Source organism: Actinacidiphila acidipaludis (genome assembly GCF_019890725.1).
Classification (GTDB): Bacteria; Actinomycetota; Actinomycetes; order Streptomycetales; family Streptomycetaceae; genus Actinacidiphila; species Actinacidiphila acidipaludis.
Genome location: NZ_JAINZZ010000003.1, coordinates 214747 through 232097, shown reverse-complemented (window position 1 = coordinate 232097; position 17351 = coordinate 214747). Strand labels below are relative to the sequence as shown.

The following is a 17351-nucleotide window of genomic DNA, read 5'->3' as shown; positions in this document are numbered from 1 at the left end:
ACGCGTCGCGGTGCGCCCGGGTCCGTCTCAGTGCCCGGCACCGGCGTCCGTGAACGTCGCCAGCACCGCGCTCAGTTCGGTTCCGTACGCGTCGCAGGCCGCCTCGAGGCTCAAGTCCGCCGCGGATCCGAGCGGGTCGGCGTCGGCGGGAAGGTCGCCGAGGGCCTCGTGGCAGGCGGCCTCGACCTCCAGGTTCCTGGTGCCGAAGTAGCCCAGACCGTAGGCACGCGGTTCCTCGTCGGCGTCCGCCACCCAGCGAGCGCGGGCCTCCTCCCCGGGGACCACCGTGAGCGAGCCTTCCAGGACGTCGTCGAGGTAGACGGCCAGTTCACGGGCCAGCCGCACGATCCGCTCGGTGTCCGCCTCGCTCATCTCCCCCAGTGCGTCGACGAACATCAGCCACCCGTTGAGCGCCTCCAACTGGAAGCTCTCGACCAACTCCGGTTCGACCTCCGCCGTGAACAGCGGCGCGGCCATCAGCGCGGCTCTCGCCGCCCTCAGCTCCGCGCCGGCCCGGGCGACCGGCAGCCCGGCCCCCGCACGCAGCAGGGAGGCGAGCGCCCCAGAGTCGATGCCCCACTCGTCCGGGACGGCGATGTCGACCAGCGGCCCCTGGACGCGTCGCAGAGCGAAGTACGCGGACCGACGACGCTGCCCCGGGGTCATCGCGCGGATCCGCGCCCAGAGCGCCTCGTCGTCACGCCACTCCGGCCGGCCCTCCCCCACGGCGCTCACCGCCTCGAGCCGGTGCCGCCGAACCTGCCCGGCATCCTCGTCGGGACCGGCCTCGAAGGTTCCATGGGCGGGATTCTCGCAGGGTGCCCGGCCGTCGGCACTGCGCGGCCTAGCCGCTGCCGAGGCGGCGAGATCCGGTGGGCGGGCTCAGCGGGGCGGACCGAGGCGCTCGACCGCGAGGGCAAGCCGATTCCGCCCGGCCGCTGCCGACCTCTGCCGCAGTTCGGTCACCGGCACCTCCCCGCCGTCGCCCCTCGCTGACAGGTCGGCGATGTCCCGCCGCTGGAGCTCTGCCTCTGCCGCCGGCAGGGGCGTGGCGCGACGCCGTTCGAGCCGGAAGGCGAAGGTGCGGAGCGTCGACGAGCAGTCCCGCAGAGCGCCGGCCCCCAGCCCCGCGGGGACACCCAGAGCCGGGCAGGGCCACGGCTGCCGCACAAGCGAACGCACGAGCCCCGACGACGTCATCGCCGACGGCCAGCTCCTGCACCACGGCAAGCGTGTCCCGCGTCTCCTGGAACTGCCCGGCCGTGCGGCCGTCCGGTGCCCACAGCGCGTCCAACGCGCCGATGTAGGCCTCCAGATCGCCCGTACGATCGTCGGCGGATACCACCCAGAACAGGATGGGGGCCGCCCGTTCCGCGCAGGCCGCAGCGAACGCGACTGCCTGGGCGGGGGACGCGCCACGCACGAACTCTTCCGGATTCCCGCTGCCGACCACCACGTCCCGCTCTCCGTTCCACCCGCGGCTCACGCCGGAAGCGCTGAGGCCTCGCCGACCGCGGCAGGCAGTTCCCCGGGGGAACTCCGTTCGACGTGGCCGACGGTGAACCTGAGCCAGCCGGTGGACGGCACCAGCCACATCCGCATGCTCCCGGCGACATTGCTTGATCTCAGTACGGCTCTTCCTGCCACTCAATGCACGTGGGTCGAAGACCGCCGGAGAGAACGAACTCTTTCGTGACCTGGCGAACCAGTTCGATGGAAATCTCCGGTGATTCCAGGAAGTTCCTCGGGTACGTGAGCAGCATGTACGTCATCTCTGCTTTGTCGGCCACGCCACTCGGAACGAAACTGCCCTCACCGTCGGCGAAGCCGACAATGCCAACCTGCGCATCGGGGTCGATCCCGACCACGAACTCGTGATCCGGACCGCCCGACGACAGAGGCGTTCGGTCCAGGGAGAACACCCTCGCCATGTTGTGACTGGGGTGGCCGGCGATGAGTGCGTCGATCATCAGATCAACAGCCTCCGCCGAAGCAAGCGGGAAGCCCGTCTCGAGATGCTCTTCCTCGAAGACTGCTTCAGCGCCCTTCCGGGTGTCCCGCCTCTCTTGCGCCCGCGCGAGCGGCTCAGCCATCGCGACCCCAGTCCGCGTAGTCGCCCAGGGCCACGTCCTCGCACAGCCCGTCCCAGAACCCGTCATGGGTCAGGGCCGTTTCGTCGACGCCTGCGATCAGGCCCCGCAGTTCGTCCGCCACCCGCTCGAAGCGTTCCGCACCCTCGTCCTCCCGGTAGAACGGGAAGCGGGCGATCACCGCCGACACGCATCGCGTGAACGTCTGCAGGTCCGCGTTGACGTGCGTGACCCGCGCCGACTCGGCCTTGGGGACGTGGACGACTTCGCCCGTGGCGACGTCGACGCAGATCCTTCCCAGGAGCCCGCTCCTCCCGAAGGCCACCAAGCCGCTCGAACCCCGGCCTTCGAGGAGTTCCGTCTCCGCAAGTGCGCGGTACTCGTACCTGGTCAACCCCCGCAGGACTCCGGCTTCGCGGAGCGCCCCGGCCACTCCGTCCGCCACTTCCGGCGGAGCCGCGAGGCGAACCACACCGAACTCAGGCTTCGGCAACTCAGGCAGCGGATCGATCACGAGACACTCCCCTTACGACCGGCCGATCGTGTCGAGTGCGGCGACGAACGTACGGCCCCAGGCCGCCGACTCCGCAGCAATCACCGTGGTGTTGCCGCCGGCCCGGGCGAGTTCGGCGTTGCGCAACCACACCACGCCCTCCCTTCTTCGGAAGGACAATTCAGGCGTAGCGGGGTGCTGCCCCTGCGCACGGCCGAGATCCCAGTCGACGTGATCGGCGAACCGACGCGTGAACTCCCACAGGGAGGCCACTGTGTCGCTTCCCGGCCCGCCGATCAGGTTGGGCAGAGCGATCAGGACGAGCATCGCCGCCATGTAGCGGTAGTAACCCCACCCGTCGGGCTCCTCCTCAAACGTATCCAGGTAGTCGCCGACCACCTCGCTCGCGGCTCGCCGCTCCGAGTAAACCTCCGCAACTGACCCGCCCTCATCGAGAGCAAAATTGTTCACCAGTTTGCCCTCCGCATGGTTACCGAAGCCCTTCGAAGCGAACGCAACGGCAACGCGACTACCCCACACCAAGGAACTCACCCGCCACCGCGCCTCCGGCCACATCCCCTATGAGAACAAGCCCCGACGTCAAGCATCACCCGAAGCCGAATCGTCAAGCATCACCTGAACGTTGACAACCACCACGACCATGCAGTCCGAGGGCCCCGGACAGCCCTCTTGGACGCGGCGATCGAACGTTGCTGGGTCACGCCCACATCGGCGCGAACGCCCGCTGTCTACGCCACGACCGCCTGCGCCTCCAGCGCCAGGCCATCGACCCCCTGGGCCACCCCCTCGGCAACCTCGGCCAGCCCTTGAGCCCAACGACGGCGACGACCCGCCGGTTCGTGCGGCCCCCGTCCGCTGACGTTCCCGTCAGCTACTGCCGTCAGACACGGTGGCGGTCCCATCGGATACATATTCCGATGGGACCGCCACCGTTTCACCGGCTGCTGGCGCATACGAGCCGGCCCGTATGTGCCAGCCATTCTCCGATCTCACCAGCCCAGGAGGTTGGGCAATTCTTCGATGTATGGCGCATAGTCCGGCTCTTCCTCAGCAATACCGCCGAGTATACGCCTGAACTCCTGACGCTCCGCTTCGTTCATCAGATTCAGGTCAGATGCAATGTTCTCAAGCCCTTGAGAAGCAACATCGCGATCGATCTCATCGGCTGATGAATGATCGAGCAACATAATGGCAGAGAGCACGGCCCTTGCAAGATAGCTTTCAATCACTAATTTGCCTGCCTTGTGACGATGGTCGTAATACCCCAGCTATCCAACAGCTTCCGAGCGTCGTCGGCAGTCGCCTGGGTGGGAAATTCATAAACTGGCGTGAGTCCGTGATAGGCCGCCGTTCCAGCCTGCCGCTGGGCGTGCTCCATCTTGTCGGCAAAACTCGGAAGCGAGAGCTTTCGGTCGATCATCTCATCACCGAAGGCACCGTCGAACTTCGCCATCACGTCCTCACCATCCGCCCCAGGCATTCGTAGCCTCGGGGCAAGGCTCCTGCCCGTTGATCACCAGCCTCCGGCACCCATTCCGCGGTCGCACCGGCCCTGTCTTCAACTCCGCAGTTGTGCACCAGGACCGGCGTCGCCCCGGCCTACACATAGTACGTGTGGGAGGCGGACCGTTCCCGCCTGCGTTTTCGCGGGTGAGGGAGGAATCAGCGGTCCGTCGGCGTCCGTCGATGTGTGCTGGCGTGGGTTCCCGTCGCCGTTGCCGTCAACGGCCGTGCCTGTCGTGCGGGTTGCCGATCCGGTCTACCGGCACACGGCTGGTCGGAGCGGGTGGGCCCCCCCTCGGTCGGGCAGCTTCACCGAATCAGGGTTCGCCCGGACCCCCAAGGCTCAGTCGTGACGCTTGCGCTCGGCCTTGGCGGCCTCTGGAGAACCCTGGTTCGCCTCTGGCGCCGGCCGAGGAGGGACCCACCACGGCAGCCACTCATACCGCGCTACGACGCGCCCGCGCATGACCGCCGGCCTCCTCGCCGCTGGACCCACCATGCAGGCAGCCCTTCCCCGCTGACCGCCCCGCGCAGAGACGCCAGAGCCCCCACCCTGAAACCATCGGCGGGGGCTCCAGTGTCCGCTGGCGTTGCCGTCAAGAAGCCCAAGGCAACGTCACATGCACAGCACAGCACAGCACGCCAGCCGGCACCTACGAGGCCACACCTCCCGGCACGCATAGCCCGGGACGAACCAGACCCCGCGTCCACGGGACGCGGCTGTGCGGAGGGGCGGTCACGACGGATCCTGAGGATCCTCCACCTCAACCGACAATCAACGAGCAATCACGTCGAGTGCGGCGACGAACGTACGGCCCCAGGCCGCCGACTCCGCAGCAATCACCGTGGTGTTGCCGCCGGCCCGGGCGAGTTCGGCGTTGCGCAACCACACCACGCCCTCCCTCCTTCGGAAGGACAATTCAGGCGTAGCGGGGTGCTGCCCCTGCGCACGGCCGAGATCCCAGTCGACGTGATCGGCGAACCGACGCGTGAACTCCCACAGGGAGGCCACTGTGTCGCTTCCCGGCCCGCCGATCAGGTTGGGCAGAGCGATCAGGACGAGCATCGCCGCCATGTAGCGGTAGTAACCCCACCCGTCGGGCTCCTCCTCAAACGTATCCAGGTAGTCGCCGACCACCTCGCTCACCTGCCCCAAGAACGACACGTCGTCCGGAGTCCACGCACCCTCCCCCGCCATCCGCATGACGTCCAAGAACCGGCCGTCGGCAGGATAGAAGGGAGAATCGACAGTCCTGCTGGCCGCGATGGCCGAGTACTTCACCACCGCGGCGTAGGCGACGTCCCTCATGCCCCGGGCGCTGAGACCGGAGTTGGCCTCGGCGACCGCAGCGTCATTCGGATCCATACTCGTACGACCTCTGCCCCTTGGGATATTTGGTCTTCAAAATACCATCGAGCATGAATTGGATGCGCTGCCTCTTGTCCGACGGCCCCGTCAGCCAACCTCCCGCATCACGAATGTCGTTCTCGCAATAAGGGCAGGTGTTCCTGTTGGTTCCGCCAGCGATCTTCGTCCACCCCATCTTGTCGATGTAGGCCTGAGCATTGATTTCTGCGTGCAGGGCGGGGTCGTTGTCGGCGGCAATCTCGGGAATCTTCCCCCCCGTCCGCAGAGAGGCAATCTGCGCTTCCGTCAGTCCGTCGCCGTTGGCCGCGACGACGTCGACCATATCCCCGTTCGGCTTCATCGCCCGGGTTACGGCAGTTGTCCCGTTCTTGGCGAGCATCTTGCCACCGGGTGTCCCGTCGTCAAGAACGTTATTGATCTCAGTGGCCCGGTCGCTGAACTGGCAGTTGTGCACCAGGACCGGCGTCGCCCCGGCCTCCACATAGTACGTGTGGAGGGATCCGATGGTGAGGTCGTAGGTGGTGGTGTTGGCGTGGTAGATGCGGACGCCGGTGACCTCGGCGGTGCCGGTCGGGGTCTGCAGGACGTCGCCGGCGTGCAGGTCGCGCGCGTCGACGAAGGAGGAGCGGGTCTCGTCGTAGAAGGGGTGGTGGAAGGTCGTCGTGAGGTGGGCGGCCTTGGCCGTCGCCTCAGGCGAGGATGCCTTGGACGCTGCCTGAGCCCCGGCCGTCCCCGGTGAGACCGCCGCCTGGCTGACGACCGCAGCCGCCGGCGCCGCGTGGTCCGCGCCGGTGTGGTCCGCGCCCGCGTGGTGCGTGCCGGCCAGCGCGCCCAGCACGGCCGCCGACGCGGCCAGGCCGAACGCCGCCTTCTTCGCGGCCTTCGCCGCCACCGCCTTCACCGCGGTGCGCGTCCGCTCCTTGATCGTGAGGTCCACGAAGTCGTGGTCGGTCTTCGTCACGATCACCGCCGTGACCTTGTGCGCCTCCGTACCGGCAACACCCGGCACCGAGTTGGCGATGGTGTCGCCGACCTTCACCTTGTCGATGGACTTGGTCGAGCCGTCGGCGAGCAGCACCTTCGTGCCGCCCGTGAAGCTGTGCTTGGTGCAGGTCGTCCCCTGTTCACCGTCCGCGGCCGAACCCGACTCCTCGGACGCCGCCTTCGCCGCGGCCTCGTCCGTCGCGTCCGCCGCACCGGATTCCGCCGCCTCTGTGGCGCCCTTCCCGAACAGTCCGCCGACCGCCTCCATCGCCTTCGGCGCGACCTTGCCGAGGATCTTGCCGCCCAGCGAGCCGAGCGCGCCGCCGATGGCGCCGCTCACCGCGCCGGTGATCGCCGACTTGGCGAACGACCCGGCGCTGCACGCCGATCCGCCGTGCTCCGCGCAGTTGAAGCCCTGCTCGACGAGCGAGCCCGCCGCCCCCGCGGCCGCCGCGCAGCCGATGGATCCGACGCCCGCCGTCACCGCCTCGCAGCCGGCGAACACCGCGGTGGAGACCACGAACGAGGTGATGGCCGCCGCGTGGTGCTTGGCGTACGTGGCGGCGGTCTTCACCGCCTTCACCGTGGCGTGGTAGGCGGTGCGCGCCGCGCTGGCCGCTCTGTGGATGGCCGTTCTGGCCTTCTGTGCGACGGCGTGGGCGATCTTCCTGGCCTTCGCCACCACGCGTTGCACCTTGCGTTTGACCGCGTGGTAGGCGGAGGAGACCTTGCGGACGGCCGCGTGGTAGTACCGCTTCACGTGCCGTACCGCGTAGTGGTAGACGCGGCGGACCCGGCGCACGGTGGCGTGGTAGTAGTCCTGCACCCGGTGCACGACGTGGTGGATGACGTGCTTGGCCGCGCGCACCACGCGGTGCACGATCGGCGGCGTGTAGTGGTAGACGAACGAGCTGAAGTCGTCCCAGCTCGAGCTGAAGCTGCTGGACGCCCAGGAGGTGGCGTGGGACACGGCGTGCGACGCGGCGTGCCACAGGCTGGAGAAGCCCCAGTGGCCGCTCGGGTCGGTGCCGTCCAGCGGGTTGTCCCCGACGTAGGCGAACGGGTTGGCCGCCGCCTCGTTCGGGACGGGGTTCAGCGTCACCGAGTCCTTGTTGAGGAAGGTGCCGGTGGCCGGGTTGTACCAGCGTGAGGCGGTGCCGACCTTGCCGGTGTCGGCCTCGGTCCAGCCGGACTGGAAGCCGAGCAGGCCCATCACGCCGGTGGTGGCCGTGACGTTGCCCAGCGGGTCGTAACTGGCCGATCCGCTGAGGGTGGTGGCGCCGGAGGTGAAGGTGCCGACCACGTCGTCGTGGGCGTCGGTCACCGCGAGCACCCCGTCGCCGGGCGCGCTGCCCGCGTTGACGCCGACCAGCCCGCCGGACGGGTCGTAGCTGTAGCGGTAGGCGCCGTCGGAGGCGATGGTGTCGCTCGCCCCGGAGTACTGGAAGGTGCGGGTCGACTGGTCCGCGGCGTTGGTGTCGGTGATGTTCCGGCCGGCGGCGTCGAGCGTGTAGGAGTGGTCGGCCGCGGTGATCTGGTTGCCGAACGCGTCGGTGGTGTACGCGACCGTGCCCTGGGCCGTGCTGGTGTCCGAGGTCATCGTGCCGCGCGCGGAGTACGCGTAGCTGTGGACGCCGTCGGAGGTGAGCTGGTCGCGGGCGTCGTAGGTGTAGACGTTCGAGCCGACCTGGATGCGGTTGCCCGAGGCGTCGTACTTGTACGCGGTGGTGGTGCTGCCGCTCTTCCACGAGGAGAGGCGGTCCGCGTAGTCGTAGGTGTAGGTGTTGTTCGAGGCCCCGGCGACGCCGACGGTGTTCTTGCTCGTCAGGTTGCCGTTGGCGTCGTAGCCGTAGCTGATGGCGGAGAGCGTGGAGGCGCCCTGGACCAGGGTGTCGCCGGTCAGTTCGTGCGCGCCGTCGTAGGTGTAGGTGCGGGTCTGCCCGGTGGCGCCGTACTTCACCGAGTTGACCTGGTCCATCGTGTTGTAGCCGTAGGTCAGTTCGGTGCCGGAGGACGCGTCGTCGACCGTGTGCAGCCGGCCCGCGGTGTCGTAGCCGTAGGACGTGGTGCCGGCCGCGTCGGTGCGGGTGAGCGGGGACGCGTCCTGGTTGTAGGTGAAGCTGGACGAGCCCGCGGACCCGTCCGCGGACAGCAGGTCGCCGCGGTCGTCGTAGCTGAACGACTCGCTGGTGGCGTCCTGGTGGTCGCGGGCGCCGGTGGTGCCGGCCTCGTCCGTGGCGGCGGTCTTGATCTGGCCGTCGGCGTCGTAGGTGAAGTGCCGGGTGGCGGTCGCCGCGTCGGCCCCGCTGCCGGTGGCCGTCTTGAGGTTGCCCACGGTGTCGTACGTCATCGTGGTGCTGACGCCGCCCGGCTGGGTGCTGGAGACGAGCTGCCCGTCGATGTCGTAGACGTTGGTCGTGGTGGAGTCGGCGGCCGAGGAGTAGTCGGCCGTCGCGGGTGCGCGGACGGTCTCCTGCTGGCCCCACGGGGTGTAGGTGTCGTACCAGGAGTTGCCGCGGCCGTCGGTGTAGCGGGTCTGGTTGCCGGCCGCGTCGTAGCCGAAGCTCGTGGTGATCGACTCGGTGTCGGAGACCGGCTGGACCTCCTGCGTCACGGTGCCGGCCGCGTCGTAGGTGAAGTGGGTGGTGTGGTGGTTGGCGTCGGTGGACGCCAACACGTTGCCCGTGCCGTCGTAGACCTGGGAGGTCTGCCGCAGCAGGGTGCCGGTCGCGTCGTACTGCTCCTGGGACGTGGCCTGTCCGGCCGGGTCGTACTCGGTCTGCGTCCAGGTGCTGTCGGGCGAGGTGACCTTGGTCTGGTCGCCCTGGTAGTCGTACGCGTACGAGGTGGTGTTCCCGGCGCCGTCGGTGACGGCCGTGGTCTCACCGACCCGGTTGTAGGCGTAGGACGTGGTGACGCCGCCGGGGGTGGTGGTGGAGGACAGGTACGCGCCGTACGGGTTGCCGGTGGTGGGCGCGTACGAGTTGGTGGACGTCAGCGTGGCGGCGGTCGGGAAGCGTTCGAGGACCGTGGAGGTCAGCGGGCGCCCGAGGTAGTCGTACGTCGCCTGGGTGACGGCTCCGTTCGCGTCGGTCACCGACAGCGCCTCGCCGTTGGTGTCGTAGACGGCGTGGGTGCTGGTGCCGTCCGGCAGGGTCGTCTGGGCGACGTCGCCGAGCTGGTCGTACAGGTAGTGGGTGGTCTCGTTGCCGGGTGTGGTGACGCTGGTCTGGTTGCCGTCGCTGTCGTACGTCCACGACGTGGTGGCTGTCAGCGGGGTGGACGAGCCGGCCGGGGTGTAGGGAGGCAGCGTCTCGGAGACCTTGTTGCCGTCGGCGTCGTAGGCGGTCGTGGTCTGGTCGCCGTTGGGACTGACCTCCTCGACGGCCTCGCCGTAGGTGTTGAAGCCGCTGGTGGTGACGGGCCGCTGCGTGGTCGGTGTGCCACCGCCGGTCTCGACCTGGACTGCGGGAGCGGTGGTGACCGCGAGGTTGCCGGCCTCGTCGTAGGAGTAGTCGGTGGTGTTGAGGTTCGCGTCCGTCATGGACGTCGGCAGACCGCGCTGGTCGTACGTCCACTTGGTGGTGCTCACCGAGGCGGAGCCGACCGTGCCGCCCGTGCGGCCGTTGCCGTACAGCTTGGTGACGTCGGCGGCGGTCAGCGCGCGCGGGTAGACCTGCACGTTGGAGACCGAACCGGGCAGGAAGTCGGTCGGGTTGCCGTTGTACTTGGCGGCGCCGATGGTCAGCGGGCCGCCGGCGCTCCACGGCGTGGTGGTGGAACCGCTGCCGGACAGCGTGCCGTTGACGTAGATCTGCAGGCCGCCGGTGGCCGCGTTGTAGACGCCGACCAGGTGGGTCCAGGTGCCGGACGTCGGCACCGCGGTGGAGTAGGCCGAGGGGAACGACGGTCCTGTGGTGTCGCCGTTGGTCGTCTCCATGCTCCACAGCGGCGCGCTGGTGTGCGCGTAGTTGTACTGCAGCATGAAGGCGCTGTTGGTGGTGCCCGACTGGGAGACCACGGTGGCGTTCTTGGTGGGCAGCGAGGCCATGTTCACCCACGCGGACACCGAGTAGGACGCCGTGGTGTCCACGACCGGGCCGTTGGTGGCGATCTGCTGCCCGCTGGTGCCGGCGAAGGTCGCGGCGCCGTTGCCCCAGGTCGCGCCGGTGGCGGCGGCGGTGTAGCCGGTGCCGGAGGCGTCGGGCACGGTGCTGCCCGAGTCCTGGTCGAGCTTCCACCAGCCCGACGGGTGGCCGGTGGTGTCGCCGTAGACGCTCTCGCTGAGCTGGTCGCCGGCCGCGTCGTAGGTGTGCGCGGTGGTGGTCTGGTTGCCCGACGCGTCACGGTCGGTCTGGGTGGCGACCAGGTCGTCCGGGGTGTACGAGACGGTGGTCGTCCGGTTGACGCCGGTGGGGTCGACGGTGGTGGCGGTGGTCCGCGACGCGGCGTCCACCGTGTAGTTGGTGACGGTCGCGCCGTTGTCGGTGGTCTGGCTGAGCAGGTTCCCGGCCGCGTCGTAGGCGTTGGCGGTCAGGACGCTGCTGCTCTTGCCGTCGGCGCTGGTCTTGGTGATCTTCGCCGTCAGGCCGTTGTCGGTGTACGTGTACGCGGTGGTGTTGCCCATCGCGTCGGTGATGGACGCGAGCCGCCCGGCGGGGTCGTAGGCGCGCGAGGACTCGACGAGGAGCTTCGCCGGCTGCGGGTTGACCGGGTCGCCGGTGTACTGGATGCCCTGGGTCAGCAGGTGGCCGTCGTCGTCGTAGGTGTACTGCGTGGTGGTGCCGGAGGACGTGACCTCGCTGGTCTTGTTGCCCGACGCGTCGTAGGTGTACGTCGTCGTGTTGCCGTTGGCCGCGCCGGCCGCCTGGTTGGCGTCGCTGTCGGTGAGCACCTGGTCGTACTGGTTGTACGTCTGGTTCTCGGTGCGCGGGGCGTCGCCGCCCGAGCCGTCGGCGACGGTCTGCGAGGTGACGTCGCCGTCTGCGTCGTACTGCGTGGTGCTCACCGCGCTGTGGGTGGCGCCGGTGACGCGGTCGGTGATCGACGGGTCGCTCTCCTGGGTGACCTGCCCGGCCGCGTCGTAGACGTAGCTGGACGTCAGGCCCGCCGGGTAGGTGTCGGAGACGACCTTCTTGGTGAGGACCTGGCCGAGCCCGTCGTAGGTGTAGGAGGTGACCAGGCCGAGCGGGTCGGTGGTCGAGGCGACGTCGCCGTTGTGGAAGTACGCCACGGAGCTCACCGCGCCGCCGGGGCTGGTGGTGCGCACCGCCAGGCCCTTGGGCACGTTGCCGGTGTCGGCGGCCGGGAAGGCGCTGGTGCCGTCGCTGTAGACGGTGGACGTGGTACGGCCGGCCGGGAAGCCGGCGACCGGCGGGGTGGTGACGCCCGTCTCGTCGCCGGTGGTGCTGTAGGTGTGGGTGGTCAGGTAGGTGGTGTCGGTGGCGGACACCGACCGGCCGTCCCGCTCGGTGAGCAGCACGTCGTTGCGGGCGTCGGCGGTGGTGAGCTGCGCCGTGGTGTCGTCCGGGAAGTAGGTGTAGTACTCGGTGGAGCAGTGGTTGGCGGCCTGGTCCTGGCAGGTGGTGGAGGACACCACGTTGCCGCGCGGGTCGTGGCCGGTGACGGTCATCGCGCCGTTGGGGTCGACCACGGTGTGCTCGAAGCCGCCGGTGTCGTAGCCGAAGCTGGTGGTGTAGCCGAGGCCGTCGGTCTCGCTCAGCTCGCGCTCGTTGTTGAGCAGGTCGTACTTGTAGGTGGAGACGGCGGTCGCCGGGGCGGGGCCGGTCACCTTGACGGTCTCGACGGGCAGCAGCCCGGCGGAGTTCTTCGCGGCCTCGACGTGCGCGGCGGCGTCGTCGGAGGTGAGCGCGGTGCGGTAGGTGGCGGCCTCGGCCAGCGAGCCGTTGAAGTACGCCACCGTGCCGTTGGTCAGACCGCTCCAGCCGGCGCCGGTGGTGCCCGAACCCAGGTAGGTGTAGGTGCGGTTGGAGTTGGTCAGCGCCGCGGTGCCGGTCTTGGTCGCGGCCTGCGTGCCGTCCAGGTACAGCGTCTGGGAGGTGCCGGTCGCGCTGATCAGCGCGTGGTGCCACTGGCCGTCGATGACGGTCCCGGGTGTGCCGAGCTGGACGGAGCCGGAGGTGGTGTAGAAGCCGCCGTAGAGCTTGCCGTCGCTGCCGATCCACAGCTGGGGCGTGGTGGAGGAGACGGTGCCGCCGATGGGCCCGCTCTGCGAGTTCATCAGGATGGCGCCGCCGTGGGTGGTCTTGAACCACAGCTCGGCGGACGCGGCGGTGTGGCCGGTCTGCACGTCGGGCACCTGCACCCAGGACGACGTCCCGTTGAAGGTGGCGGCCTTCTGGTCGCTGAACGGCCCGGTCTGGCCGAGGGTGACGGCGTTGTACGTGCCGGTGCCGCCGCGGGTCTCGTCCAGCGCGGTGGTGGCGCCGGCGGCCTCGCCGAGCCGGAAGTAGGTGGCGGGCGCGCCGCCGAGGACGGCGCCGCGGTAGGTCTGGCTGGAGCCGGCCACGGTCGGCGTGGCCAGCTTCCACACGCCGCCGTTCTCGTCGGTGAGCTGGGTGAGCGTCGTGGTCGCCGCGTCGTAGGCCATGGCTTGGTAGGTCTTGCCGGACGGGCGCTTGATGCTGCTCAGCAGGCTGGCGGCGTGCGTGCCGTAGCCGCGCAGGGTGGCGACGTCGGCGGCGACCAGCGGGCGGTCGAACCAGGCGGCGTCGGCGATGGCGCCGTTGAAGTACGTCGCTGTGCCGGTCGGGTCGGTGCTGCTCTGGTGCGGCTCGTCCGGCCAGTTGCCGCCGAGGAAGCCGGCGCCGAGGGTGTTGTACGGCTGGTTCTTGCCGAAGGCGACGCCGGGCTTGATGGAGACGCTGCCGGTGACCGAGCCGACCTTGGCGCCGTCCAGGAACAGGGTCTGGGAGTTGCCCGCGGCCGACAGCACCATGTGGTGCCACTTGCCGTCCGCGACGGAGGCGGTGCTGCTGATCGGCGCGATGCCGCCGCTGTACCAGAACTCGGCCTTGAGCTTGCCGTCGGTGCCGACGTAGGCGGCCGGGGTGTAGGCGCCGGGCGAGTCGCCGGCGGTGACGGGCTGCGAGGCGTAGGAGTAGAGCACGCCGGGCCCGGCGGAGGTCTTGAACCACAGGGACAGGGCACCGGAGTCGGTGTCGTTGCCCATGTCGAACGGCATGGTCGCGTAGGAGCTCGTGCCGTTGAAGAGGGCGGCGGTCGCGGTGGATCCGGTGAGCGGTCCGGTGCCCGCGGCCGACCCGAGGGTGACGCCGCTGTAGGTGAGGTTCTCCGTGCCCTGGTTGGCCAGGACGGCGTCCTTGCCGGCGGTGCCGGAGGCCTCGGACATCGGCCACGCGGCGTGCGGGCCCAGGTCGAGCGAGGCGTTCTGGTACTGCGAGCCGGCGGTGTAGCCGTAGGTGGTGCACTGGGTGGTGGAGATCGGCGAGCACACGGTGGTGAGCTGGTCGCCGGTGTAGCCGTAGGTCCAGGTGAGCGCGGAGCTCGGGTCGGTGGCCACGACCGGGTCGGTGACGACGGTCGCGACGTGCGCGGCGCTCGCGCCGGAGGGGGTCTGCCAGGTCAGGTGCAGGGCCCGGCCGGCGGTGACCGACGTCATCGTGGTGATGTGGCCGCCGCTCCAGGTGAAGGTGACGGAGCGGCCGTCGGCGTCGGTGACGGAGGTGATGCCGTAGCCGCCGGAGCCGAGCGACTGGGTGAAGGTGTAGACGGTGTCGTTCTTGTCGGTCAGCGTGTAGCCGCCGGTGACGGCCTTGAAGGTGGCGAACCGGCCGGACGGCGGCGAGTAGCTGCCGTCGCCGTTCTTGCCGAAGCCGACCTGGGAGCCGTCGGGGTAGGTGACGACGTTGCCGACGACGGCGCCCGCGGTGTTGTACTGCTCGGTGGCGCGGGCGTCGAAGACGCTCGACCAGCCGGCGCCGAACGCGCCGGTCCACCGCGGGTCACGGGAGTTGTAGTCGCGGTCGACGTCCAGGCTGGGGCCGGCCACCGAGATCGTCGCGTCGGTGTCGGAGGTCGTGTAGTTCCCGATCGACGGGTCGAAGCCGTGGTCGCTGCTGTTCTGCGACAGGCCGGAGGTCACCAGCGGCTGCGGGACCTGGATGGACATCGCGTAGTACGTGGCGCCCGAGTACAGGCTCGCGTCGTACGACTGCACCGTCCAGGAGTAGGTCTGGCCCCACTTGAGCTTGCCGGCCGGCACCGTCCAGTCACCGGTGGCGAGCAGCCCGGAGTCGGCGACCTTGGTGTTGGTGTTGTCGTAGACCTGGAAGTCGTACTTGGTGGTGGTGTTGGCCTGCGAGTTGGCGCCGCCGGACCACGCGGTCAGTTCGGGGGTGGTGGTGTACTCGACGGCGTTGTTGTCCGGGTACTGCTGGTACACCTGCGGCGGCGTCGTGCCGGTGTAGGTGACCGTCAGGTACGGGCCCTTGGAGGCGTCGCTGAACGAGCCGAACTGCTTCCAGTGCAGGGCGTCGGTGGTCGCGGCGTAGACGGCCAGGCCGTAGTCGGGCGTGGTGCCGTTCACCCAGCCCTGGATGGCGGAGACGGTCAGCGGCACGTCGACCCAGTCGCCCACCGTGCGGTCGGCGCCGGTGTTGGCGCAGGCGTCGGGGACGCTCGGCGTCAGGTTGCCGATCGACGAGCCCTTGGACGGGCCGGGGTAGGTGGTGACGCCGGTCGGCGTCCAGGCGCTGGTGACCAGCGCGACGTCGAAGCGCTCGGCAGTGCAGGTGGACGCCCAGGTGTCGAACAGGTGCAGGTCGGCCGCGGTGACCGTGACCTTGGAGCCGTCCCAGCCGCCGTACCAGTGGTTGACGAAGGAGTTGGCGGAGTGGGTGCCGGAGTCGTAGGAGCCGACCTTGACGGTCTGCTCGAAGGAGTGGTCGCCGGTGTTGCCGGACTCGGCGTAGGTGGTGGTCCAGCCGTCGGTGATGGTCGGGTCGACGGTCACCGGGAAGACGCGGGCCGGGTCGTGCAGCCAGGACGGGTCGAGGGTCACCTTCAGCGCCGTGGTGCCGTGGTCGTCGACCAGCGCGTAGTGCACGGCGTACGTGGTGGTCGGGTCGCCGGAGCGGCGGTCGACGCGGGAGTCGTAGGCGTAGGCGCGCGGGATCCGGGCGGCGATCCTGCCCGCGGCGTCCCGCAGTTCGATCGAGCCGTCCCGGGCGAGGGACGGCGTGAGGCCCTTGAGGGAGAGCGGGAAGGTCCAGGTGTTGCCGGCCTGCGCGGAGTGCAGGACCACGGCCTCCTTGACGCCGGTCGGCGAGGCGGCGGCGACCAGGTCGGTGCCCGGCAGCACGCCCGGGTAGGTCACCGCGGCGCCGTCGGCGGCGAGGGTGCCGGCCACCGGGGCGGCGCCGCCCAGGGCGTAGCCGACCGACTGCCCGCTGCCCGTGGTCAGGACACCCAGGCGCGGATCGGCGGCGCGCTGGGCGAAGACGACGCCGAGGGAGTTGGCGCGCTCGTGCAGGCTGCCGTCGGCCCCGCGGCTGAGCCGGGTGTCGATCGGCTGCCAGTCGCCGTGCGCGTCCTGGTAGTTGACGGCGTCGAGGGAGACCTGGCGGGTGTGCGAGCCGTCGGCGTTGTCGTAGACCGTGACGGTCCGCCCGGAGTGGGCGGCGTCCCGCTTGCTGGTCTTCGCCGACCAGCCTCCGACCACCGAACTGCGCCCGGCCTTCACCGACTTGGCGTAGGGGTGGTACGCGTCGAGCTCGCCCGGCGCGTGGCCCGGCGGGTGGCCGACGCCGCTGCCCGACCGGGTGGAGGCCGCGGACGCACGGTGGCTCCGGCCGGCCGCCGTGCCGCCCGTCTGCTCGGGGACCCGGCTCCAGTGCGGGTGCTTCAGCCAGGCCGTCAGCGACGACAGGGAGGGCACCGACAGCGCCGGCAGCGTGGAGCCGTCGGCGGCTGCCTGCTCCGTCGCCAGCATGAACGCGAGGGCGACGAACGCCAGCATCGCCGTGCACCGCAGCCACAGGCGACGGAGGGCGGTGCGTCGCGGTGAGCGACGACGGAAGGATGCGCGCACGGCACAGGCTCCAGACAGGATCGACACAGAAAACGCGCAGATCCTGCCCGTCGCTGTCACCCCAGGAGAAGATCTCCCAAGAGATTTATAGACATCCTTTGCCTGACCACGGTCAACCGTGCCCCTTGTGCCGATTGTCCGGCCCGAACACAGGCACAGAATTTACTTGCGGCACTTGACGAACCCCTGTCACATGCGCTGGCGTCCCGTCAGTTCGCCCACACACAAAAGTCCTGACGGTTCATCAGTTCGCGAGTGCCGCCTCGACCGCGGAGGCGACCGCCTCCTTCGTGCCGCTGACCGCGGTCACGTTCGACGGCCCGCCGGCGCTCGCGCCGACCACGACGAACCGCGTGTGCGGGAAGCGCGCCCCGGCCCCGGCCGCGGCGCCGTCCGGCGCCGCACCGACCGTCAGCACGACCGTGCACTGCCGGGCCGCCAGCGTGGACAGGTACGGCCCCGCCGCGGCCGGCGTCTGCTCGCCGGCCATGGCCAGATAGGTGACCTTCGCGTGCGTGCTGGCCGACGCCTCCTGCATCCCGGCCCACACCGGCGCCGCCGCCGGGTCCGCGATCCCCCGCTCACCGGTGAGCAGGCACGCCTGCTGCGCGGTGTAGACCCGGGCGCGCGCCGGTGGCAGTTGGCGCCGCCCGCTCCCGCCGGGCCCGACCACGGCCACCACGATCGCCGTCACCGCGGCCGCCGCGGCCACTCCCCCGCCCACCATCAGCAGCAGGCGCCGGTGCGCCCTGATCCACGCCTTCACGGCCACCCTCCCAGGAAGTCGGCGGCCACCGGTGTCCGGCGGCCCGCCCGTCG

General features: G+C 69.9%; 9 protein-coding genes. All 9 read right to left on the bottom strand.

The features are described from left to right. Positions 1 to 27: 27 nt before the first annotated feature. Positions 28 to 735: a hypothetical protein gene (locus tag K7862_RS04280; RefSeq protein ID WP_222960928.1), complete on the bottom strand. Its 708-nt coding sequence runs from the start codon at positions 733 to 735 to the stop codon at positions 28 to 30. 890 nt (positions 736 to 1625) lie between these two features. Then, the gene (locus tag K7862_RS04275) at positions 1626 to 2093 is read right to left on the bottom strand and encodes an Imm1 family immunity protein (protein WP_222960723.1); all 468 of its coding nucleotides are present in this window, start codon (positions 2091 to 2093) and stop codon (positions 1626 to 1628) included. Continuing rightward, a complete protein-coding gene (locus K7862_RS04270) occupies positions 2086 to 2604 on the bottom strand; it encodes an SUKH-4 family immunity protein (RefSeq protein WP_222960722.1) in 519 nt (172 codons plus the stop codon). Before K7862_RS04270 ends, K7862_RS04275 begins: the two co-directional genes overlap by 8 nt. Positions 2605 to 2616: 12 nt before the next feature. After that, positions 2617 to 3135: a hypothetical protein gene (locus K7862_RS04265; RefSeq protein ID WP_222960721.1), complete on the bottom strand. Its 519-nt coding sequence runs from the start codon at positions 3133 to 3135 to the stop codon at positions 2617 to 2619. A gap of 458 nt (positions 3136 to 3593) precedes the next feature. Then, the gene (locus K7862_RS04260; protein ID WP_222960720.1) at positions 3594 to 3833 is read right to left on the bottom strand and encodes a hypothetical protein; all 240 of its coding nucleotides are present in this window, start codon (positions 3831 to 3833) and stop codon (positions 3594 to 3596) included. Then, positions 3833 to 4057: a hypothetical protein gene (locus K7862_RS04255; RefSeq protein ID WP_222960719.1), complete on the bottom strand. Its 225-nt coding sequence runs from the start codon at positions 4055 to 4057 to the stop codon at positions 3833 to 3835. The genes K7862_RS04260 and K7862_RS04255 overlap by 1 nt, the downstream gene beginning before the upstream one ends. A gap of 825 nt (positions 4058 to 4882) precedes the next feature. Then, entirely contained in the window at positions 4883 to 5473 is a 591-nt protein-coding gene (locus K7862_RS04250; protein ID WP_222960718.1) for a hypothetical protein, read from the bottom strand. After that, entirely contained in the window at positions 5460 to 16460 is an 11001-nt protein-coding gene (locus K7862_RS04245) for a LamG-like jellyroll fold domain-containing protein (RefSeq protein ID WP_222960717.1), read from the bottom strand. The genes K7862_RS04250 and K7862_RS04245 overlap by 14 nt, the downstream gene beginning before the upstream one ends. Before the next feature lie 316 nt (positions 16461 to 16776). Next, positions 16777 to 17298: a type 1 periplasmic-binding domain-containing protein gene (locus tag K7862_RS04240; protein ID WP_222960716.1), complete on the bottom strand. Its 522-nt coding sequence runs from the start codon at positions 17296 to 17298 to the stop codon at positions 16777 to 16779. Positions 17299 to 17351: the final 53 nt, after the last annotated feature.

Bases quoted from the DNA above. Each gene is read 5' to 3' on its own strand.
- K7862_RS04275 (WP_222960723.1), bottom strand. From the start codon at position 2,093: ATGGCTGAGCCGCTCGCGCGGGCGCAAGAGAGGCGGGACACCCGGAAG.
- K7862_RS04245 (WP_222960717.1), bottom strand. From the start codon at position 16,460: ATGCTGGCGTTCGTCGCCCTCGCGTTCATGCTGGCGACGGAGCAGGCA.
- K7862_RS04255 (WP_222960719.1), bottom strand. From the start codon at position 4,057: ATGGCGAAGTTCGACGGTGCCTTCGGTGATGAGATGATCGACCGAAAG.
- K7862_RS04250 (WP_222960718.1), bottom strand. From the start codon at position 5,473: ATGGATCCGAATGACGCTGCGGTCGCCGAGGCCAACTCCGGTCTCAGC.